The sequence below is a fragment of the Maritimibacter fusiformis genome, assembly GCF_008086115.1.
GTDB classification, from domain to species: domain Bacteria; phylum Pseudomonadota; class Alphaproteobacteria; order Rhodobacterales; family Rhodobacteraceae; genus Muriiphilus; species Muriiphilus fusiformis.
Genome location: NZ_VSIY01000015.1, coordinates 246,129 through 267,589 on the forward strand (window position 1 = coordinate 246,129; position 21,461 = coordinate 267,589).

Here is a 21,461-nt window from a genome sequence, read left to right on the forward strand (position 1 = left end):
ACCTTTGCAATGGAGAATTTTCACGACAGGGCGCTGGTCGCCGAACGCAAGATGCGCGCGCTGTTCCCGCCGACGCCCGTGCAGCGCAACGAACACCTTTCGGCGCGGTTTGACGCCGATATCTGGCTGAAACGCGAGGATCTGACCCCGGTTCGCAGCTACAAGATCCGCGGCGCCTTCAACGCGATGCGCAAGGTGCTGGAGGTCGATCCCGGGCGAAAGCTGTTCGTCTGCGCGAGTGCGGGCAACCATGCGCAGGGCGTGGCCTTTGCGGCGCGGCACTTTGGCGTGACCGGCGTGATCTTCATGCCGGTGACGACTCCGATGCAGAAGATCGACAAGACGCGGGTGTTCGGCGGCGACAACGTCAAGATCCGCCTGATCGGAGACTATTTCGACGACACTCTGGCCGCGGCCCAAAGCTATTGCGTCGAGGCTGGCGGGCATTTCCTGGCCCCGTTCGACGATGCCGATGTGATCGAAGGGCAGGCCAGCGTGGCGGTCGAGTTGCTGGAGCAAATGGACGGCGTGCCCGATATCGTTGTCCTGCCGGTTGGCGGCGGCGGGTTGTCGGCTGGCATCCGAACCTATCTGGCCGCCACGGCGCCGGGGATCGAGCTGCGCTATGTCGAGCCTGCGGGCGGGGCCAGCCTGGCCGCGGCGCTTGCCGCCGGCAGGCCGGTTTCGCTGCCGGCGGTCGACTCCTTTGTCGATGGCGCCGCAGTGGCGCGGGTGGGTGAGTTGACGTTCGACGCGCTTCGCGATGTCCCGCCCGACCATGTTCATGCCGCGGCGGAGGATCGGGTTTGCGGCACCATGCTGGAGCTTTTGAACGTCGAGGGGATCGTGCTGGAACCCGCCGGGGCGTTGTCGGTCGATGTGCTCGGCGATCTGGCCGAGACGATTCGCGGCAAGCGCGTGGTTTGCGTGACCTCCGGCGGAAACTTCGATTTCGAGCGTCTGCCCGAGGTCAAGGAGCGTGCGCAGCGCTTTGCCGGGCTGAAAAAGTATTTCCTGCTGCGGCTGCCGCAGCGTCCCGGCGCGCTGCGCGATTTCCTGGAAACCCTCGGCCCGGAGGACGATATCGCGCGCTTCGAATACCTCAAGAAATCGGCGCGCAACTTCGGCACGGTCCTGATCGGGATCGAAACCGCCTCGCCCGAGAATTTCACGCGGTTGTTCGAGCGGCTGAACGCGGGAGGCTTTGCCTATCGCGATATCACCGGCGACGAAGCGGTCGCGGAATTCATCCTGTGAGTTCGGCAAGCGCGGCCTTGGAGTCACGGTAGGCCGACAGGATCGGGGCCAGGGCGATGCTTGCGCCATCGCCATCCGCCGCCGCGCGCTCACCGTGCTGGCACAACTCGGACAGCTTGCGAAACCCGAGGTTGAGGGACGATGACTTGATGAAATGCAGGTCGACCTCATAAGTCGCCGGATCGGGCGCGGATTCCAGGCGGGCAACAACCTCGTCGATCTCGGCCAGGAACAGGTCGGCAACCTCGCGGAAATCCTCTTCCCCGATTTCATCCCTGAGCTGTTGAACCCTGTCCAGGTCGATCATCGCCGCCTCCATCCGCACAGTTTCGCACCCGGCGATTGCAGAACGGTAAAGGGATGGGGAAAATTTGAGGTTTAACCGGACGTTATCGGAATGGGCCTATAACGAGAGCGGAGAAGCGAGGTGAAACAAGGGGTTCAGCGTGGCGGGTTTGGTGTCACGAGCGCGGGCGCAGCCCGAGGTTGCGCGCACAGCGATCCGGCGTGTGCTGGTCGTCGACGATTCGGCGGCGCAGCGCATGGTCCTGACCGCGTCGCTGGTGCGGCAGGGATACGAGGTTGTGGGCGCGGCCAGCGGTGGCGAGGCGCTGGAAATCACCCGGCATGACCCGGTCGACCTGGTGCTGTCGGACTGGATGATGCCCGGCATGGACGGGCTGGAGCTTTGCCGGCAGGTGCGCGCCAACAGCCGCGACCGCTATGTCTATTTCATCCTCCTGACCTCCAAGAGCGAAAAGGGCGCGGTGGCGCAGGGGCTGAACGTCGGGGCCGACGACTTCCTGACCAAGCCGGTCAATCCTGAAGAGCTTCGCGCCCGGATCAACGCCGGCGACCGCATCCTGAGGATGGAGCGGGAGTTGTCGGACAAGAACCGGCTGGTCAGCGAAACCCTATCGGAAATCCAGACGCTCTATGACGCGGTCGACCGCGACCTGATCGAAGCGCGCAAATTGCAGCAGGCGCTGGTGCGTGAGCGATCCCGTGATTTTGGATCGGCCAGCGTCGCGCTGCTTCTCAAGCCAAGCGGTCATGTCGGGGGCGATCTGGTCGGTTTCTTTCGTGCCGGACCGGACAAGGTGGCGCTGTTCGGCATCGACGTGTCGGGCCACGGCATCGCTTCGGCACTGCTGACCGCGCGGCTGGCCGGGTATCTTTCGGACGGCTCGCCCGAGCAGAACATCGCGCTGGAACGGGGAACCGACGGCAGTTTTTCCGCGCGGCCCCCGTCGGAGGTCGCGTCGCTTCTCAACGTGCTGATGCTCGAGGAGATGCAGTCCGATATCTACTTCACGCTGGTGCTGGGCTATCTCGACCTGAAAACCGGGGTGGTCGACATCACGCAATGCGGCCATCCGAACCCGGCGATCCTGCGGGCGGATGGCCAGGTGGAGTTTCACGGGCAGGGCGGCCTGCCGATCGGGCTGGTCGAGAACGCGGACTATGACCAATGGCGCCTGACGTTGAAGCCGGGCGACCGGTTGCTGCTCTATTCGGACGGATTGACGGAATGTGCCGATGAGGATGGCGTCCTGCTGGACGAAGCCGGGCTGACCAGGATCGTCACCGACAATGCCGAACTGATCGGCAATGACTTTTTCGAAGCATTGGTCTGGGATCTCGACATGTTCAGCGCGGGCCACGATTTTGCCGACGACCTGTCCTGCGCGATGGCCACGTTTCACGGTGGCGCCCCGTTGCGATAGGGACGCGATAGCGCCCTGCCGGGGGTTTCCCCCGCCTGTTGCCCTGCCCATATAGACGCGGTAGAGGGGCCAAAGCGCAACGGGAAAGCAACACATGAGCATCGGATCACGCATCGCCTGGGATGACACGGTTTTGCCGTTTCAGCTTGACCGAAGCGACATTCGCGGTCGGGTGGTGCGCCTAGACGGGGTGCTCGACGAAGTCCTGTCGCAGCACGACTATCCCCCGGCCATCGAACGGCTGGTGGCGGAGGCGACGCTGTTGACCGCCCTGATCGGGCCGACCATCAAACTGCGCTGGAAACTGTCGCTGCAGGTGCGCGGCGACGGCCCGGCCCGGCTGGTGGCAACGGACTACTTCGCCCCGAACGCCCCGGGCGAGCCGGGTCGCCTGCGCGCCTATGCCAGTTTCGACAGAGAGCGGCTGGACGAACTGGCCGATCCGTTTCCGCAGATCGGACATGGCTATTTCGCGGTGTTGATCGACCAGGGCGAGGGCACGACGCCCTATTCCGGCATGACGCCGATTGCCGGAACCACGCTCTCCGATTGTGCCCAGACCTATTTCGCGCAATCCGAACAGCTTCCGACCCGCTTCGCGCTGAGCTTTGACAAGAAGGCCGACGGCTGGCGCGCGGGCGGCGTCATGGTGCAGAAAATGCCGAAAGCCTCGCCGTTCGTCGCAAAAGATGGTGCGAGCGGGGAACAGGGGCTTTTGTCGTCGGCGGATATCCTGACGGACGGTGACGAGATGGAAGGCTGGACGCGCGCCAATGCGCATCTTGAAACCGTGACCGAGGCCGAGTTGACCGGGCCCGATATTCAACCGACGCAACTGCTGGTGCGGCTGTTTCACGAGGAAGAGCCGCGCGTATTCGACCCTGCGCGGCTTCAGTTCGGTTGCCCGTGTTCAAGCGACCGCGTGCGCCGGAGCCTGTCGATCTATTCGCAAAAGGACATCGGCCACATGACCACCGAGGACGGCAAGGTCACCGCCGATTGCCAGTTCTGCGGTGCGCACTACGAGTTCGACCCGAAAACGCTTGGCTTCGAGGCCGAGGCGCGGCGTGACACGGACGACTGACCAGATCGCCGCGCTGCGGCGTGCCGCGGGGGATGAGGGGGCGACCTCGGATTTCGATCTGGCACCCGAGTTTCGGCCGGCACCGCGGACCTTGCGTCCGGCCGGCGTGCTGATCGCCTTCGAAGAAACGCCAACCGGTCTGCGGCTGTTTCTGACCAAGCGCGCCTCCGGTTTGAAACACCACCCCGGGCAGATCGCCTTTCCCGGCGGCAAGGTCGATCCGGGCGACAGCGACGCGGTGGCCGCCGCCCTGCGCGAGGCCGAAGAGGAAATCAGCCTGCCGCGCGACAATGTCGAGATCATCGGCACCCTGCCAAGCCACGAAACCGTCACCGGGTTCAGCGTGACGCCGGTGCTGGGCCTTGTGCAGGGCCGGTTTTCGCCGGTCGCCGAGGCGGGCGAGGTCGAAGAGATCTTTACCGTTCCTTACCCGCATGTGGCTGATCGGTCGCGCTACCTGGTCGAGGGGCGGATTTTCCGGGGCAGGCCGCGGCAGTTCTATGCCGTGCCCTATGGCCCCTACTATATCTGGGGCGCCACCGCCCGGATGCTGCATGTCCTGGCCGAAAGACTGGCGCCGTGAGCGTTCGCATCACCGATGACTGGCTGCACGACGCCGGGGCGCAGCGCCTGTGTTCGATGCTGCTGGAGGCCGGGTTTCAGGCTTATTTCGTCGGCGGTTGCGTGCGTAATGCGCTGCTGGGCGCGCCGATTTCGGATATTGATCTGACCACCGACGCCACCCCGGAAACGGTGGTGGCGCTGGCCGAGGCATCCGGGTTCAACCCGGTCCCGACCGGGATCGAGCATGGCACCGTCACCGTCGTGGTCGAAGGGCATCCGTTCGAGGTGACGACCTTCCGCCACGATGTCGAGACCGATGGCCGCCGCGCGGTCGTGTCCTTCGCGCGGACCATCGAGGAAGATGCGCGACGGCGCGATTTCACCATGAACGCGCTTTATGCCCGGGCAGACGGGACGGTGCTGGACCCGCTTGGCGGGCTTCCGGACCTGCGCGCCCGGCGGGTGCGGTTCATCGACGATGCTGGCGACCGGATTCGCGAGGATTACCTGCGAATCCTGCGGTTCTTTCGCTTTCATGCCTGGTATGGCGACCCCGCCGAAGGGCTCGATCCCGAGGCATTGGCGGCGGTGTCGGAACTGGCCGACGGTCTCGACACCCTGTCGCGAGAGCGGGTCGGCGCCGAGATGTGCAAGCTCTTGTCCGCCCCTGACCCGGCGCCTGCGGTTTCGGCGATGGCGCGGTCGGGTGTGCTCGCGCGCGTCCTGCCCGGCGCCGAGACCGGCGCGTTGGCACCTCTGGTGCATCTGGAACAACAGTCGAAAACGCCGCCCAAGGCGATGCGGCGCATGGCCAGCCTTGGCGGCGACGATCATCAGGAGCGGTTTCGCCTGTCCAACTCCGATGCGCGCGACCTTGCCCGGTTGCGCGATGCGCTGGGCGGCACGGCGGAGCCGGAGGAACTGGCCTATCGGCTGGGGGCGGGTGCGGCGCGGGACGTTGTGTTGCTGAACGCGGCGATGTTGGGTAACGGCCTGCCCGATGACCTCGAGGCAAGATTGAACCTGGGCGCATCGGCCCGGTTTCCGGTCGCGCCGAAAGACCTGATGCCCGAGTTCCAAGGCCCGGCGCTGGGCGCGGAGCTGCGCAGGCTGGAGGATCGCTGGATCGCGTCGGAGTTCACGCTGTCGCGCGACGCGTTGCTGGGGCGCGGCTGATGCCGGTCGTGATCGAACGCCTGGGACATCTTGGTGACGGTATCGCGCCGGGGCCGCTCTATGTGCCGCGCACCCTGCCCGGTGAGGTTGTCGAGGGTGAGATCACAGGCGACCGACTCGAACTTCCCCGAATCCTGACCCCTTCGCCGAACCGCGTCCGACCGCCTTGCCCGCACTATCGCGCGTGCGGCGGGTGCAGCTTGCAGCACGCTTCTGACGGGTTCGTCGCCGGCTGGAAGGTCGGCATCGTTCAGTCCGCCTTGCGCGCGCAGGGATTGCCGCATGCAGTTGAAGGTATTTCGACCTCGCCACCGGGCACGCGGCGGCGCGCGGTGCTGTCGGGGCGGCGGACGAAATCCGGCGCGCTGGTCGGGTTTCATGCGCCGAAATCGGATCATCTGACCGCCATTCCCAGATGCGTCCTGCTCGATCCGCGTCTGATGGCGGCGGTGCCGGCCTTCGAGGCGCTGACCGTCGCCGGTACATCGCGCAAGTCCGAGATCAAGCTCACGGTAACGGCGAGCGAGGCCGGGGTGGACGTTGCCGTCGCGGATGGCAAACCGCTTAGTGCCGAATTGGAAACGACGCTTGCGGGCATTGCTGGCGAACACGGTCTGGCGCGCCTGACCTGGGGCGGCGAACCGGTGGCGTTGATCGCGCCCCCGGTCCAGAGATTCGGCTCCGCTCTCGTGGTCCCGCCGCCAGGCGCGTTTCTTCAGGCCACCGAATCGGGTGAGGGCGCGCTTTGCGCCTCGGTCAAGGCGGCGGTTAGTGGGGCGAGGCGGATCGTCGATCTGTTTGCCGGATGCGGGACATTCGCGCTGCCGCTGGCCGCGCGCGCGGAGGTTCACGCGGTGGAAGGCGACGATGCGATGATCCGGGCGCTCGACGCGGGGTGGCGGATGGCCAGCGGGCTGAAACAGGTGACGACAGAGGTGCGCGACCTGTTCCGCCAGCCGTTGCTGCCTGATGAGTTGGACCGGTTCGACGCCGTGGTGATCGATCCGCCGCGCGCCGGGGCCGAAGCACAGGTGGCCGAGATCGCGCGCTCGAAGGTCGGGCTGGTCGCGGCGGTGTCCTGCAATCCGGTGACCTTCGCGCGCGACGCAAGAACGCTTGCCGAGGCGGGGTTTTCGCTGGACCGGGTGCGGGTGGTCGACCAGTTTCGCTGGTCGACCCATGTCGAGCTTGCGGCGCGGTTCGTGCGGTAGACGGGCTTAGCTGCCCATCAGCATGGTCCACCAGATCTTGCCGTTTTCTTCCTGATACCAGGCAAAGCCGATCTGGGTCGCGCGCCGGTCGAGCACCACGTCGCGGGTGTCTTTCTGCTCCATCCAGGCGGCCAGCGTCTCAAGCTCGGTCTCGAAAGTCTCCGAGATGTTCTCGCCCAGCATTACGCCGGAATATCCGACGCGGGCAACCCGGTCGAGTGGCGACGACCCGTCCGAGCCGAAATGCCAGGCGCGGTTCTGAATGTGCATGTCACGCGAATGGGTCGCAGCAGCGGCGGTCAGTTGCGCGTTCAGCGTGACCGGCGGTGCCCCGGCGGCGCGGCGCAACTCGTTGATGCTGTCGACCATGCGATAGGTGATCTTGTCTTTTTCGAACGCCGAGATCCGGTGAACCGTGGGCAGCGGCTTGCCGTCCGGCCCAAGCTGGACCGGCGCCGGCGCAGCGCATGCGGCCAGCGTGATGACGAGCACCGCGAGCAGAGAAAAAGCGCGTTTCATGGTGTCCTTCCGAAGTCGACCAATTCCAAATCATTTTGCGCGCCGCTGAGCGTATTGCAACCCGCCGGGCCGACCGAAATCGCCGTTGTGACGCCCGTTTGATTTGCGAGCGCGGCGCCACGGCCGTATATAGTGCGTCAGGTTAGCAATCAATCGAGGATTGGAACGACCAATGAATTCGAAGAGAACGCGCGGATTTGACCGCAGAACCTTTCTTGCGACATCGCTGGCCGCCGCCGGTGGCGCGGTTGCGCCCGCCCTGGCCCAGAGCGAACCGGAATACGTGACGGCCGAGCGCGAGATCGTGCGCCGCAACATGTCGAGCTTTCGGGCGCTCGACTGGCGGCCGTATTTTTCGAACCTCAGAAACGGGGTGATCCTGGTCGATACCGTGTCGCGGAGTCTGCACTACTGGTCCGAGGACGCGTCGATCTACAAGCTGTTCCCGACCTCGGTGCCGCTGACCGAAGAGATGACGCGGCGCGGACGCACCAGCGTGGTGCGCAAGGTGGTTGGCCCCGACTGGCGGCCGACACCGTCGATGCTGGCGCGAAATCCCGAATGGCCAAGCTACATCCCGCCGGGCCCGGACAATCCGCTCGGCACCCATGCGCTCTACCTGAGCTGGCAGTACTACCGGATCCACGGAACCCACGACACGCGCAAGATCGGGCGGCGGTCGTCGAACGGATGCATCGGCCTCTACAACGAACATATTGAAGAACTTTTCGCGCTGACCAAGGTCGGGACACAGGTGTTGCTTATTTGACAACACAAGGATGTTTTAGCCGAATCCAGTTGCAAAAAACCGCCGGTTCGGTTTTCTAGGCTCACGAGGTACAGAACTACCCTGGATCCGGCGCGGAGCGTCGGACAGACAATTGGAGATTGAGATGAAAAAAGTCCTGCTTGTTTCGGCCGTTGCCGTTCTCGCCGCCACCGCAGCTCACGCCGGCACCGTTGCGCCGCCGATCATGGAGCCGCACGTTGTTGTCGAAACCTCGACCTCGTCGTCGTCGGCCGGCATCATCGTTCCGCTGCTGTTCATCGCCGCCGTTGCCGCTGCGATCTGGCTGCTCTGATCGAGACATTCGGTCAGGTCTTCGGACCCAACCGAGGAAAGCCCCGCCAAACGGCGGGGTTTTTCTTTGCCTGATCTGTTTACCTGACTGACGGAAAACAAAAAAGACGCCCGGGGCCGCTGGCCTCGGGCGTCTTTCTGTCTTGGACAGGCGAATCAGATCGATTCGGAAATCCAGCTGTCGAGCGCGGTCTTGGGCGCTGCCCCGACCTTCTGCGACACGACTTCGCCGTCCTTGAACATGAACAGCGTCGGAATGCCGCGCACCCCCATCATCGCGGGCGATTGCGGGTTCTCGTCCACATTCACCTTGGCGATCTTGATCTTGTCGCCGTACTGGGTGGCCAGCTCTTCGAGGGCGGGGCCGATCATCTTGCAGGGTCCGCACCACTCGGCCCAGAAATCCACGACCACCGGAACGGTGGATTTCAGGACTTCTTCTTCGAAGGTGGCGTCGGTGACGGATATGGTGGACATCAAATTGCTCCTTGGCATATTTTGTTGGTCAGAACCTAAGAACCGCCTACCGGGCCGTCAAGGCGGCCAATTGCGCGCAGGGCAATCCCCGGGGTCAGGGTCATGAGCGCGCCGGTGCGTGTCCAGAGCACTGCCGTTTCGATGACGCGCCCCGGATAGACCTCGCCCAATGCCAGTTCATAGGCTCCAAGCTGGCGCAGGATGCCCTCGGGGATGTCGGCCTCGGTCGCCGGAACCGATTGATTTGTCTTGAAATCCACCGCCAGAACCCGATCCGGCTCGACGATCAGCCGGTCGACGATGCCGTGTATCCGGGTGCGGCCCGCGACGGTCGCGGGGGCCGAGATCTCCACTTCGGCCAACGTGCCCGGGGCGAACAAGGGCGCGAGGTCGGAGTTGTCGAGCACCGCAAAGATTTCGCCCAAAAGGGTCTCGACCTCATCGGGGCGGGCCGCATCCTCGCCAAACGCCAGCAGGTCGCCCGCGATGCGCGGCCAGTCGTCGCGGTCATAGGCCGGAAGAAACTCGAGCAGCCGGTGAATCTGCCGTCCGTGGCGAAGCGCGGCGTCGAGGTCTGCTCCTTCCTCGGCGCCCGCGACGATCTTGGCCCCGCCAAGGTCGGACGGAACGAGTGGGCCGGGCGGCACGATCGGGGGGCTGGGCTGTGTCGTGATCCAGGCGGGCAGCGGTTGCGGCACGCTATCGTCAGACGCCGGGGCGTCACCGCCGGCCCGTTCCGGCCACGTGCCGAGTTGAAACCTCTGCCCTTCGCCAAGCGCGAAATCCTGCGTTTCCGCCCCGACCGCCTGCAACCCGCTTTCGACGATCCGATACCAGCTCTGCCCCGGATCGCCGACCTTTCCGGCGGCCGCCACGATCAGCCAGCTTTCCGCCCGCGTCATCGCCACATAGAGCAGCCGCATATCCTCTTCGTGGTCGCGCTCGGCCTTGGCGTTCAGCGCGTCCTGCATCGCGCCGGGGGTCTCGGCGGACCGGCTCTTCCAGGCCACGCGATGCGTGTCCAATGCGACCAGTTCGCCGGAATTCGGCGGGTTCCGCCTGGCGGTGTCGGGCAGAATCACGATCGGCGCCTCCAACCCCTTGGCCCCGTGCACCGTCATCACCCTGATCTGGTCGCCGGCGCTGTCGACCTGGCGCTTGATCTCGACCTCCTCGGCGGCCAGCCAGGTCAGGAATCCGGTCAGGCTGGGCACCTCGGTGCGCTCATAGGCCATGGCCTGGGTCAGCAGCGCGTCGATGCCTTCCTCGGCCTCGGGGCCAAGCCGGGCAATCAGGTGCCGGCGGCCATCGTGGCGGGTCAACAGCCGGTCGATCAGGTCGTAGGGCCGAAGAAAATCGGCCTGATCGCGCAGGTCGGTCAGGGTTTCGACGGTGCGGCGGTGATCCTCTGCCCGGTCGCGCAGAACATTCCACAGGTATTTCCGCCCACGCCCATGGGCGAGCCTGAACAGCGCGTCCTCGCTCAGCCCGAACAGCGGCGAGCGCAGCGCGGCGGCCAGTGACAGATCGTCCTCGGGCGTGGCCAGAAACGCGAGCGTCGCGGTCAGATCCTTGACCGCAAGCTCGCCCCCGATTCGCAGCCGGTCGGCCCCGGCAATCGGCAGGTTGCGCGCCTTGCAGGCGCGGATGATCTGGTGAAACACCTCGGACCTGCGGCGTACCAGCACCAGCACGTCGCGCGGGCGAATCGGGCGCGCGCCAAGGTCGTCATCGGGAACGGAGCCACCGGCAAGCATCTCGGCGATGGCGTCGGCCACGGCGTTGGCCAGCCTGACCTGCCCGTCCTCGGGCGACGGCGTGTCGACCGGATCGGTCCAGGGGCGCGGCTCATCGGCCTTTTCGTTCTCGATCGCGGGCCACAGATCGACCCGCCCGGGCCGCTCGCCGTGAAAGGCGCGATGCTTGATCTCCTGCCCAAGACCCGCCGCACCCTCAAGCGCGCGGTCCACCAGCCCGAGCACCGCGGCGGATGAGCGGAAGGAGTATTCCAGTTGCAGCGCGCCCAGCCTTTGCCCGACGCCTGCAAGTGCGGTGCCGAACTGGTCGCGCATCCGGATGAACTCGGCAGGATCGGCGCCCTGAAACGAATAGATCGACTGTTTCTGATCGCCGACCACAAATAATGTGCGGTGCCGGTCAGACCGGGCGCTTTCGCCGGTGGTGAATTCGCGGGCCAGGCTCTCGATCACCCGCCATTGCGCCGGGCTGGTGTCCTGGGCTTCGTCGACAAGGATATGGTCGACGCCGCCATCCAGCCGGAACAGAACCCAGGCCGCGACCACCGGATCGTTCACCAGACGCCCCGCCCGCAGGATCAGGTCGTCGAAATCGAGCCAGCCGCGAAGCTGTTTGCGGCGTTCGTATTCAGTGAGGAAGAGCCGGGCGAATCCGTGCAGGGCACGGGTCTTGCGGGCCGCGTCCAGCCGGATGCGCAGATCGCGCGCATCTTCGATCCGGGCCATGAGACCGTTGAGCGCGTCCATCAGATGCGCCGCGGCCCCGGTCCGCGTGCCCTTGGTGGGGAAACTGTCAATCTTGGCGGCGAAGGGGGCGGTAGCGCCAGAGCCGGTCAGAAACACGCTCTCAAGCACCGGCAGATCGGATGTGGTCAGCGGGTCGTTGCGAATCGCGGTCAGTTTGACCGCGGCCTTGGCGTCGTTTGTGCTGCCGCCGGCGAGGATGCCGCGCAACTCCTCGATCATCGCCGCATCGCCGGGCGCAAACGCGCGGTCGGCAAGCGCGTCGTCGTCAAACCCCGACGGCAGATCGAACCACCCCCAGATGGTTTGCGCCGTCGTCTCTGCCTCGAATGCCTCGCGCCGAGACAGGATCTCGCGGGTCAGCCTGGCGATGTCGTCGCCCGAATAAAATTCCGCCAGCGCCTCGAACCGCGGGCGATCCTTTCCGGCGGCCATATCCTCGACCACTTCGGTTTGCAGGATTTTCGCCGTGCGCTCGTCCATTTCAGTGAAATTCGGCGTGACCTCGGCTTCCAGCGGAAAGCGCCGCAGGATCGAAGCGCAGAACGAGTGGATGGTCTGAATTCGCAGCCCGCCCGGCGTCTCGATCGCACGGGCGAAAAGCTGGCGGGCAAAGCCGAGGTCGGGCACATCCGCCTCGCCCAGTTCCTTCAGGGCGGCGCACAACTCGGCGTCCGGCTTCATCGCCCATTCGCCCAACCGCTTGAACAGGCGGTTCTGCATCTCGCTCGCCGCGGCCTTGGTGTAGGTGAGGCACAGGATATTCTGCGGCGAGACCCCGGCCAGCAACAACCGCGCGACGCGGTCGGTCAGCACGCGGGTCTTGCCCGAACCGGCATTGGCCGACAGCCAGGTGTTGGCGGTGGGATCGGCGGCTTCGATCTGGCGCAGGGTCGCGTCGCTCTGGCGCATCAGCCGACCTCCTCGGGGCTGGGCCTTGTGCCGTGATCCCATTCGCCGAATCGTGAAAGGTGGTCGTAGTCACCGGCAAAGCGCTGCGTTTCCACCACGCGCCGGGCGATGTAGCCTTGGCTGCGGCGCGCATAGGCGTCGATCAACTCGATCAGCCCGCTTCGGGTCGTTTCGATGTCTTCCGCCCCGATCTGGATGCGCTCGAATTTCGGTGTCGCGCCCAGCCCGATATAGGCGACCTCGGCGACCCGGGCCTTCGCCAGACCCTTGAACGCCCCGGCCTCGGCCATCACGGCCTCGAGCAGGAGTTGTTTGTCATAGTTCGCGCGTTGCTTTGCCGTCGGGATCGCGCCGGTCTTGTAGTCGTAGATGTAGAGCGCGCCCTCGCCATCGCGGTCGATCCGGTCGGCGGTACCTGTCAGGGTGAAGCGGTCGGGGATCGCGTCATACTCGCCCCGCACCTCGGTCGCGGCAAGTGCTGCGCGCGCCGCGCGGTCGACCTCGCCTTCCAGAAAAGCATCGGCAACCCGGCCGAGTTTGGCCAGCCACAACACCCGGGCGGCGGGCCACGGCGCGTCCTCCTCCAGGACCTCGGCAGCGATTCGCATCAGCCGTTCGCGGGCGGAGTCATGCGGTTCTGTCCCGTCACGCTCGTTCACGAACCGCTCCATCACCCTGTGCAGAATGGTGCCGCGCAACGGCGCGTCGGGCGACCGGTTCAGCGGCCCGAGCGGGCGCAGGCCGAGCACCTTTTCGGCGTAGATCGAATAGGGATCGCGAACCAGCTTGCCGATGCGAGTGACCGACAGACGCTTCGGCCGCGCCTCGACCGGCGGGCAGGGCGCGGGGCGCGGGGCCGGATCGGTGCGGGGCGTCGCCTCCATCGCGGCGGCCAGATCGAGCCAGCCTTGGCCCCGGCCGCGCATCGCGGCGAGCGCCGCCTTGCCCTCGGGCGACATGCCCTGCATCAGGTTGGTCAGCCGGTTCAGCCAGCGCGACGGCACGGTTTCGCTTTCGGCATCGCGGACCGAACGGGTCAGCACAACCTGCGGCGCGGCAATCGCCTGTTGGAAGTCATGCGCGGAGAGGCCGATCTGACGCTCTGGCAAAAGCAGCCCGGCCTTGTGTCGCATCTGCCGGTTCATCCACGGGTCAGGCGCGGGCAGGCCGGGCCAGATGCCATCATTGAGCCCGGCCAGCACGACCAGGTCGGCCCCCTGAACCCGTGCCTCGAGCGTGCCCCAGATCTTCACCCCCGGATGCGGCGCGTTGGGGTCATGGACTTCACCCCGCGCCAGCACCGCCGCGAACAGGTCGCGGAAGTCGGTGACAGACATCGTGCCGCCGTGCGGGGCCTCGCGCAGCAGTTCGTCGACCACCTTGCGCGCCTCGCGCCCTGCCGGCATGTCCCAAAGCCCGCCAGATCCCATACCGCCGGGACCCGCCGCCAGCCGGGTCGCGATTGCGAGGATTCGAGCCACATGCTCGCTCAGCTCACCCGAGCCGGAATGCGCGAATTCGCCAAGAATAGAGCCTATCCAGTGGGCCCATTCCAACCGATCCTGCCGTTTCCCGGCCCAGCCGATCAGCGTCTCCGGGGTCGGATAGGGCATGTCCTCACGCAGCGCCTCAAGCTCGAGATCACGGGTGTGGCGCAGGTGCTCGCCCCGCATGTCGCTGCCGGAATTGGTCAGGGGATGCTTGAGCAGGGTCAGGAGGTCCGGCCCGGTGATCCGGCTTCCCGCCATTTCCGCCACATGGCGCAGGAACCGCCCCGGCGCGGTCAGCGGCAGGGGGCGACCGGCGCTGTCGTCGGGCTCGATCCGCCAACGATCCAGCGCCGCCGTGACCTGCCGCGTCAGCAGGCGATCGGGCGTGATCAGGGCGGCGGTGATGCCGTCCTCGACCGCCTTGCGCAAAATCAGCGCGATGGCGGTCGCTTCGATCCGCGGCGCGGGTGCTTCGATCAGGGTCATGGCAGCGGTCGCGCCGGTCACATCGCCAAACGCCGGCCCCTCGACCTGCCATTGATCCGTCACCGGCGCGGGACGCAGGGCGAGCGAGACCAGCGCATTGCGCGGGGCCGAGGGCGGCGGCGTGTCGTCCCAGGTGCGAACCGCCTTGGGCGGCAGGTTCAGCCCGCGCAGAAGGCGGGTGAAGCGAAACTGCGGGTGATCCTCGGCGGCCAGCGCATCCTCCATCCCGTCCCAGACCTCGGGCGGCATGTCGAAATCAAAACCGGGCAGGATCAACGCGCCCTGCGGCAGGCGCGCGACCGCCTGCATCAGCATCTGGGTCGCCCCGCGCGAGCCGGTCGAGCCTGCCACGATCACCGGATCGGTCGGCGGCGCGGATTTCCGGCCTTGCACCAAGCGCTCTATCACCTGGCGCTGACGGGCCTCCTGGTCGGGTGGCTCGCCACTGTCGCTGCCGAAAAAACGCTCGACCACGTCCAGAAAGGTCAGGCTGCGCTGCCAGTGTCCCGACAGGTCGGTAACGTCGAGGCTGCGCACCGCCTCCGGGTCGACGCCCTCGCCCTGCATCTCGTCCATCAGGCCGGCCAGGCTGTCGGCCAGGTCGAACAGCGCGGCGCGCGGGGCGAGGTCGGGCTGGCGGTCGAGCAACTGGCCGATCAACTCTGACAGCTCGAGCCGCCGCCGCAGCGGTGACACGGCGGGCGGCATGTCGGCAAAGGCGGCATCCCGACCCAGATCGGTGACCAGCCGCAGACGCGGCAAGAGCAGCCCCGGCCCCTCGTCGAACAGCTCGGCCAATCGCCGCTGCATCCGGCGGGTGTTCACGAACAGGGTGACGCGCGCCAATGCCTCGGGCGGATGGTCGGCCATCCGCGCCCGCAACCCCGCGACCACCGTACGCGGAAAGTCAATACCCGGCGGCAGGGCAAAGACACGCGGCTCGCGTGCGGGGTCAAACATGCCGGGCCTCACGGTCAGTCATCATAGGAGAACTCCCCTTCAATAGGGTCGAATATCATGCCCCAACGCGGATCTGTCGCGCTCGCCTCGACGATCCGTTCGTTATCGGTGCGACCGGGAGTGAAGGCCAGGGACAGCGCGCCGGGCGGGGCGAGCGAGCCAAGTCTGTCGGGCCACTCGACCAGGCAGATCGCCGTGTCGAAAGCGTCGGTCAGGCCAAGTTCCTCGACATCGTCGGGATGGGTCAGGCGGTAAAGATCGGCGTGCCAGATCTCGACCGTTGGGGTTTCGTAGGTCTGGACCAGCGTAAAGGTCGGGGACGGCACATCTTCCACCGGGGCACCGTCGGCGGACTGGCGGGCGTGGATCAGCGCGCGGGCGAAATGGGTCTTGCCCGCGCCGATCGGGCCATCGAGCAGGAATACGTCGCCGGGAGCCAGGCGCGGGGCAATCGCACCTGCGAATCGAGCGGTTGCCTCGGGCGAGGAAAGGATGAAACGGGCGGACCAGGCGGACATGCCCCTGTTGTAGCCCGCGCCCGCCGCCTCGCAAGGGCAATCACGCCTCGGCGTGGATGGGTTGGGGGATTGGCTGCGGCGTGTCCGGTTTCGTCGCTTCGCTGGTGCCGGTGGCGGGCGTGAAATCGACAAGGGTGGCGCCGCCGTCCAGCGGCACTGCGCGGCAGGTGACCGAACGCCCGTCCTTCAAAACGATATCCGCCGAAAAGGCCTCGCGCGCATCGAGACGGGTGACGAAATCCTTGAGCGAGGGCCAGACCGGGCTGGGCGCGGCCATTGCGCGCCAATGTTCCATCGTGTCGACAATCGACAGGTCCGTCAGTGTCTCGGACGGATCGACCCCCCACAGCTTGGCATAGGAGCGGTTGGTGGTGGCCAGCACGCCGCCCGGCATGAACACCGCAACCGCCTGGGGCAGCGCGTCGAGCGTGGCTTGGCCAATGGTCAAATCGGTGCGATAACGGCGGGCCGTCATGGTCTCGACCGAGACATCTTCGAACAACAGCGCCACCGCCCCGTCGGGATGCGGCCGCCCGGTCACGCGGTAGGTCTGGCCGGCGGGCAGGGTCCAGGTTTCCTCGTAGGTGCCGTTTTCCGCCGCCTCGACCAGGTGCGCGAGATGCTGACGCCAGGATTTGTAGTCCTTCGGCTCGGGGATCATCCGATGTTCGCGCAGCTTGTCGAGAAAGGCCGAAAGGCTGGGTTGGCCGCTGAGAAACTCGGCGGGCAGCATCGTGAGATCGAGCAGGGCGGGGTTGAACAGCCTGAGTTCGCGGTCCCGGTCGAAGATCGCAAGGCCGGTGGGCAGGGCGGCGAAGGTCTTGGACAGGGTCGAGACGAAGGCATCGCGCGAGGTCTCGGCCTCGACCAGCCGGTCGACAGGGGACGCGGAATAGAGCCGCTCGCCCTCGCCGAACGGCTGCTGCGATATCTCGAACCAGTGGCGTGTCTCGTCGCCCAGCGGCGTGACTGCCACCCGCTGCCGTGGCGACTGGGGATCGGTGTCGGGCAGCACGCCGAATGGCGGCTGCGGCGGCCAGACGCGAAGATCGTCGACTCCGTGGACGACATCCACCAGATCGAGATAGGCCCGGTTGCACCATGTGATGCTGCCGTCCGCCCCTGACCGCCAGACGGGATAGGGCAAGAGATCGGCGGTGGCGCGCAGGCTTTCGAGTTCGTGAGACATGGCGGCGAGGCTGAAATGGTCGACTTCATGGGTCGGGCGGGTTGCCTCGCTGCCTTCAAGGTGCAGGCGGGCGACGCCATCGTGCCATTGCGCGCGCAACTGGCTGGCGCCATCGGATGATGGCAGGGTCAATTCGCCGACCTCGGCCAGTTCGGAGATCCTGGCGGCGAGGTCGGGGAACGAGGGCGACAGCAGCCCGCTGAGCCGCGCCCAGTCGCTTCGGCCCGGCGGAGCCCGGGCGAGGATCGCGCGGGCCGGAGGGGTGGCGTCCAGCAACTCCCGGTCGTCGAAGATGAACACGACCCGGCCACGCTCATCCGCCGCGAAGCCGCGCAACCGGCTGGCCGAGCGCCGGTCGAGAAGCGCAAAGCCCGCAAGCACCGCCAGCGCGGCGGCGAAGGCGCCAAGCACGATCGAGAGGGCAAGAAGCGTGGTGACCATTCCGGCGGGTCCGGGGCTGTTTCGGTTAACCAAACCCTAGCGACAGATGGTTAACAGAGGCTTAAGGCAGCGAGCCTGTCAGCTTTGAAACCGGACGTTCTCGCCCAGGACGGGCGCGCGTTCGGGCGCTTCGATGCCATTCGTCCCGTCGCGCCTCCAGACCAACTCGGCGATGGCGCCGGATTGTTCGCCCGGTTCGGCCCTGCCGGTATAGGGGTTGGTGCCATTGGCGAAGTTGAACTCGGCCCCGGTGCGCTCGATCAGTGTCTTGGCGATGAACAAGCCCAGCCCCATGCCCTCGTATCCGGGCCGCCGCGGATCGTTCTTGCGCCGGCCCTTGCGGATGAACGGGTCTCCGATCCGGCCCAGCAGGTGCGGCGGATAGCCGGCCCCGTCGTCGATGATGCGCACGCTGATGGTGGTATCGGTCCAGCAGGCCTCGACCCAGACCGTCGTCGCGGCGAAATCGACGGCGTTCTGGATCAGGTTGCGCAACCCGTGGATGATCTCGGGCTTGCGCAGGATGATCGGCTGCGCCTCCACCGGCACGTTGTCGCGCCCGGTCTGGATGACGATCTCCTTGCCGCGGTCGCGATGCGGTTCGGCAGCCTCTTCGATCACCGCCGACAGAGGGGCCTGGCGCAGCAGCAGGTCGTCCTTTCCCGCGCGCCCCATCGAACGCAGGATGTCGCGGCAACGGTCGGCCTGTTCGCGGATCAGCACCGCGTCCTCGCGCATGTCCGACCCCTCTTCCAGCTCGCCGATCATCTCGGAAGAGACCAGCTTGATGGTGGCCAGGGGCGTGCCAAGCTCATGCGCGGCGGCCGCGACCACACCGCCAAGGTCGGTCAGCTTCTGTTCGCGGGCCAGCGCCATCTGCGTCGCCAGAAGCGCGTTCTGCATCGACTGGATTTCCGAACTGACGCGGCGGGTATAGAGGCCGATGAAGATCACCGAGACGATGATCGCGCCCCAATAGCCCAGCTCGAACAGGTCGGGCATCCGAAGGATCGTGCCGCTGACGGTCTTCAGTGGCAGATGTGCCCAGGTGACGGTGGATATGATCGCGATCGCCGCAATCCCGATGACGACCGCCGAGCGCAGCGTCAGCGCCGTGGCGGCGATGGTGACCGGCGCGATGATCAGCAATGCGAACGGGTTGTTGATGCCGCCGGTCAGAAACAGCAGCGCGCCGAGTTGCAGGCTGTCGAACAGGAGGATCAGTGTCGCATCACGCTCGCCGACGCGGCTGTTTTCGGGAAAGACGAAGGACGAGATCAGGTTGGCGATGATCGACAGACCGATCACGATGGCGCTGAGCCCGAGGTTCAGGTCCAGGTCGAGCAGCCGTTGACTGACCCCGATGGCGGCGATCTGGCCGGCAATCGCCACCCAGCGCAGCACCACCAGGGTGCGCAACCGAATCCAGCCGTTTTGCGGGCCGTCCCGGAATAGCGACTCAGTGCTGTCGGACATGTGCTGTTTTTGGCCCGCTGGCTGATTGCGTCATATTGGTCCCTTGTTAGTCGGGGCGCGTTGAAGGATCAATGTCGCCGCGAGAACACAGGAGAAACGCATGAAACCCATTACCGCGATCCTTGCCCCGCTTGGCATCGTCGTGATCGCCGGCGCCGCCTGGTGGCTGCTCAGACCGACCGACAGCGACCAGTTCGCCGCCTGCCGCAGCACCGAGATCGGCACCGGCGTGGCCTCGATCGGGGGGCCGTTCACGCTGGTCGACGAAAACGGCACGACGGTGACCGATGCGGATGTCTTCACCAAGCCGACGCTGCTCTATTTCGGCTATACGTTCTGCCCGGATGTCTGCCCGCTGGACAGCACGCGCAACGCCGATGCGCTCGACCTGTTGCAGGACAGGGGTTATGACGCGCAGGCGGTGTTCATCTCGATCGACCCCGAGCGCGACACGCCCGAGCGGGTGGCCGAGTTCACCGACCTGATGCATGACGACATGATCGGGCTGACCGGCTCGCTCGAGCAGGTCAAGGTGGCCAGCCAGGCCTACAAGACCTATTTCCGCAAGGAAGAGGATGGCGACCCGGAATACTACCTCGTGGACCACTCGACCTTCACCTACCTGGTGTTGCCCGAGCACGGGTTTCTGGAGTTCTTCCGCCGCGACGAAACCCCCGAGGGCATGGCCGAAAAGACCGCGTGTTTCATCGACGCGGCCAAATAGGCACATTCGCCGTCGCGATCAAATTGACCCCCGGCGCTGGCGCGCATAATGTCGCACCAGCGAACAGCTTTAGGGGACGTCATGGCGGATAGCGATCTTCGGGAACTCGGCGAGGACAAATCACTTCTTCTCGTCGACGACGACGAGCCGTTCTTGCGCAGGCTGGCGCGGGCGATGGAGAAACGCGGCTTTGAACCGGAGACCGCCGAGACGGTCGCCGGCGGCAAGGCCATCGCCATGGCGCGTCCGCCGGCCTATGCGGTGATCGACCTCAGGCTCGAGGATGGCAGCGGGCTGGATGTGGTCGAGGCGCTGCGTGAAAAGCGGCCGGATGCGCGGATCGTGGTGCTGACCGGCTACGGCGCGATTGCGACCGCGGTGGCGGCGGTCAAGGTGGGGGCGACCGACTATCTGTCCAAGCCCGCCGATGCCGATGACGTGGTCAACGCGCTGCTGGCAAAGGGCGACGAACTGCCGCCGCCGCCCGACAACCCGATGAGCGCCGACCGCGTGCGGTGGGAGCATATCCAGCGGGTCTATGAGTTGTGCGACCGCAACGTGTCGGAAACCGCCCGTCGGCTGAACATGCATCGCCGCACGCTGCAGCGCATTCTTGCAAAACGAAGCCCGAAATAGGGTCTGCGCGATGCGCATCGCCCTGCTGCCCATTTGCGTTTTTGCAATGACCGCCTGTGCCAATGCGCCCGCGCCGGTAGCGGGCGTGCAGTTCCTGCCCGATCAACAGGGGTTGGCGGTGGTGCCCGGCGGCCTGCGGGTCGACTTCGGGCGCGCACCCTCTGGCGTGGTGGCGGCGCTTGACCGCGAGCTTGGTCCGGGGCGGGCGTTGTCCGTGGCGGGCTGTCCGACAGGCGTGGCGCAACAACGCGCCTGGGGCGATCTGGTTTTGACCTTTACGGGCGAGGAATTCGTCGGCTGGCGCAGCGGCGCGACCCATGCCGGCACGGTCTGCGCGTCAGCCTGAGAGCCGAGAACAGACCCTAACCAAGGGCTTTCGACAGGGTTTCGTGGCGCGCGACGAAGGCATGGCGAACCTCGACCGGCGGGCGCAGGGTAATGGTGTGGCCGTCGATGATGCCTTCATCGGGCTTGCCGAAGAACCGGTCGCTTTCCTCTTCGGAGAATCCGGCAATCTGCGTCGCCTCAAGCCAGGCCGAGACCCGGTCCGCCCGTTTGATCGCCCGCTTCACCGTTTGCGGCACTTCGGCAGGCAGCCCGAACCTGATGTGAATCGCCGCCTGCAAGCGCGCGTCCAGCTCTCCGTAGGAAGGGCCGACCGCGGCCTTGACCGGCGAAATCATGTCACCGATCACGTATTCCGGCGCATCGTGCAACAGCGCCGCCAGCCGCCATTTGGTCGGTGCGCCGGGGTTCATCCGGCCATAGAGCGCCTCGACCAGCAGCGAGTGTTCGGCCACGGAATAGGGCCAATCGCCGAAGGTCTGCCCGTTCCAGCGCGCCACGAAGGCGAGGCCGTGGGCGATGTCCTCGATCTCGATATCCATCGGCGTCGGGTCGAGCAGGTCGAGCCTGCGCCCCGACAGCATCCGTTGCCAAGCGCGCGCGGGTTTCTGGGCCATGTGTCATCCGGGGCAATGTGGTTTCGCACTTGCCTAGCCCCTGGAGAAAAAAACCGCAATTCGAACGGAT

Annotated in this window: 20 protein-coding genes; 11 read left to right on the top strand and 9 right to left on the bottom strand. The window is 66.1% G+C overall.

Annotated elements, in window-relative coordinates; genetic code table 11:
• Positions 1–9 precede the first annotated feature (9 nt).
• Positions 10–1,257, top strand: a complete 1,248-nt coding sequence (gene ilvA / locus FVF75_RS15945; RefSeq protein ID WP_148379784.1) for a threonine ammonia-lyase IlvA — start codon at positions 10–12, stop codon at positions 1,255–1,257.
• Here the strand turns inward: ilvA and FVF75_RS15950 are convergent.
• Positions 1,247–1,564, bottom strand: a complete 318-nt coding sequence (locus FVF75_RS15950) for an Hpt domain-containing protein (protein WP_148379785.1) — start codon at positions 1,562–1,564, stop codon at positions 1,247–1,249. The two genes, ilvA and FVF75_RS15950, sit on opposite strands and share 11 nt — an antisense overlap.
• A 151-nt stretch (positions 1,565–1,715) precedes the next feature.
• Here FVF75_RS15950 and FVF75_RS15955 point away from each other — a divergent pair, with 151 nt between their 5' ends.
• The 5 genes from FVF75_RS15955 to FVF75_RS15975 all read left to right on the top strand — a co-directional run bounded on the left by FVF75_RS15955 (position 1,716) and on the right by FVF75_RS15975 (position 7,019).
• A complete protein-coding gene (locus FVF75_RS15955) occupies positions 1,716–2,984 on the top strand; it encodes a PP2C family protein-serine/threonine phosphatase (RefSeq protein WP_246138113.1) in 1,269 nt (422 codons plus the stop codon).
• Positions 2,985–3,078: 94 nt separating this feature from the next.
• Positions 3,079–4,068, top strand: coding sequence for an Hsp33 family molecular chaperone HslO (gene hslO / locus FVF75_RS15960; RefSeq protein ID WP_148379786.1), 990 nt, complete (start codon positions 3,079–3,081; stop codon positions 4,066–4,068).
• Positions 4,052–4,651 carry a CoA pyrophosphatase gene (locus tag FVF75_RS15965; protein ID WP_148379787.1) on the top strand — a complete coding sequence of 200 codons (600 nt, stop codon included), beginning with the start codon at positions 4,052–4,054 and terminating at the stop codon, positions 4,649–4,651. The genes hslO and FVF75_RS15965 overlap by 17 nt, the downstream gene beginning before the upstream one ends.
• Positions 4,652–4,707: 56 nt before the next feature.
• Complete coding sequence (locus FVF75_RS15970) at positions 4,708–5,808, top strand: CCA tRNA nucleotidyltransferase (RefSeq protein ID WP_148379973.1); 1,101 nt, start codon at positions 4,708–4,710, stop codon at positions 5,806–5,808.
• The gene (locus tag FVF75_RS15975) at positions 5,808–7,019 is read left to right on the top strand and encodes a class I SAM-dependent RNA methyltransferase (protein WP_148379788.1); all 1,212 of its coding nucleotides are present in this window, start codon (positions 5,808–5,810) and stop codon (positions 7,017–7,019) included. The genes FVF75_RS15970 and FVF75_RS15975 overlap by 1 nt, the downstream gene beginning before the upstream one ends.
• A 6-nt stretch (positions 7,020–7,025) precedes the next feature.
• On the opposite strand, the gene dalA is transcribed toward FVF75_RS15975, so the two are convergent.
• On the bottom strand, positions 7,026–7,538 hold the full coding sequence (gene dalA, locus FVF75_RS15980; RefSeq protein WP_148379789.1) for a divisome-associated lipoprotein DalA: 513 nt from the start codon (positions 7,536–7,538) through the stop codon (positions 7,026–7,028).
• A gap of 172 nt (positions 7,539–7,710) precedes the next feature.
• Here dalA and FVF75_RS15985 point away from each other — a divergent pair, with 172 nt between their 5' ends.
• Together FVF75_RS15985 and FVF75_RS15990 are read left to right on the top strand one after the other, a co-directional pair.
• The gene (locus FVF75_RS15985) at positions 7,711–8,307 is read left to right on the top strand and encodes a L,D-transpeptidase (protein ID WP_148379790.1); all 597 of its coding nucleotides are present in this window, start codon (positions 7,711–7,713) and stop codon (positions 8,305–8,307) included.
• 124 nt (positions 8,308–8,431) lie between these two features.
• Complete coding sequence (locus FVF75_RS15990) at positions 8,432–8,620, top strand: hypothetical protein (protein WP_148379791.1); 189 nt, start codon at positions 8,432–8,434, stop codon at positions 8,618–8,620.
• 155 nt (positions 8,621–8,775) lie between these two features.
• On the opposite strand, the gene trxA is transcribed toward FVF75_RS15990, so the two are convergent.
• The 6 genes from trxA to regB form a co-directional block, all read right to left on the bottom strand.
• Complete coding sequence (trxA, locus tag FVF75_RS15995; RefSeq protein WP_148379792.1) at positions 8,776–9,096, bottom strand: thioredoxin; 321 nt, start codon at positions 9,094–9,096, stop codon at positions 8,776–8,778.
• Between the two features lie 35 nt (positions 9,097–9,131).
• Complete coding sequence (gene addA, locus FVF75_RS16000) at positions 9,132–12,509, bottom strand: double-strand break repair helicase AddA (RefSeq protein WP_148379793.1); 3,378 nt, start codon at positions 12,507–12,509, stop codon at positions 9,132–9,134.
• Positions 12,509–15,445 carry a PD-(D/E)XK nuclease family protein gene (locus tag FVF75_RS16005; RefSeq protein WP_148379794.1) on the bottom strand — a complete coding sequence of 979 codons (2,937 nt, stop codon included), beginning with the start codon at positions 15,443–15,445 and terminating at the stop codon, positions 12,509–12,511. The genes addA and FVF75_RS16005 overlap by 1 nt, the downstream gene beginning before the upstream one ends.
• Before the next feature lie 14 nt (positions 15,446–15,459).
• Positions 15,460–15,963, bottom strand: a complete 504-nt coding sequence (gene tsaE / locus FVF75_RS16010) for a tRNA (adenosine(37)-N6)-threonylcarbamoyltransferase complex ATPase subunit type 1 TsaE (RefSeq protein WP_148379795.1) — start codon at positions 15,961–15,963, stop codon at positions 15,460–15,462.
• Between the two features lie 40 nt (positions 15,964–16,003).
• Complete coding sequence (locus FVF75_RS16015; protein WP_148379796.1) at positions 16,004–17,593, bottom strand: PAS-domain containing protein; 1,590 nt, start codon at positions 17,591–17,593, stop codon at positions 16,004–16,006.
• 78 nt (positions 17,594–17,671) lie between these two features.
• The gene (gene regB / locus FVF75_RS16020; RefSeq protein WP_148379797.1) at positions 17,672–19,069 is read right to left on the bottom strand and encodes a sensor histidine kinase RegB; all 1,398 of its coding nucleotides are present in this window, start codon (positions 19,067–19,069) and stop codon (positions 17,672–17,674) included.
• Positions 19,070–19,169: 100 nt separating this feature from the next.
• Here regB and FVF75_RS16025 point away from each other — a divergent pair, with 100 nt between their 5' ends.
• From FVF75_RS16025 to FVF75_RS16035, 3 genes are all read left to right on the top strand, one after another.
• A complete protein-coding gene (locus FVF75_RS16025; RefSeq protein ID WP_148379798.1) occupies positions 19,170–19,793 on the top strand; it encodes an SCO family protein in 624 nt (207 codons plus the stop codon).
• 81 nt (positions 19,794–19,874) lie between these two features.
• Positions 19,875–20,429 carry an ActR/PrrA/RegA family redox response regulator transcription factor gene (locus FVF75_RS16030; protein ID WP_148379799.1) on the top strand — a complete coding sequence of 185 codons (555 nt, stop codon included), beginning with the start codon at positions 19,875–19,877 and terminating at the stop codon, positions 20,427–20,429.
• 46 nt (positions 20,430–20,475) lie between these two features.
• Positions 20,476–20,775, top strand: a complete 300-nt coding sequence (locus tag FVF75_RS16035; protein WP_187393099.1) for a hypothetical protein — start codon at positions 20,476–20,478, stop codon at positions 20,773–20,775.
• A gap of 16 nt (positions 20,776–20,791) precedes the next feature.
• Here FVF75_RS16035 and FVF75_RS16040 read toward each other — a convergent pair whose 3' ends face one another.
• Positions 20,792–21,391: an HD domain-containing protein gene (locus FVF75_RS16040; RefSeq protein WP_148379801.1), complete on the bottom strand. Its 600-nt coding sequence runs from the start codon at positions 21,389–21,391 to the stop codon at positions 20,792–20,794.
• Between the last annotated feature and the right edge of the window lie 70 nt (positions 21,392–21,461).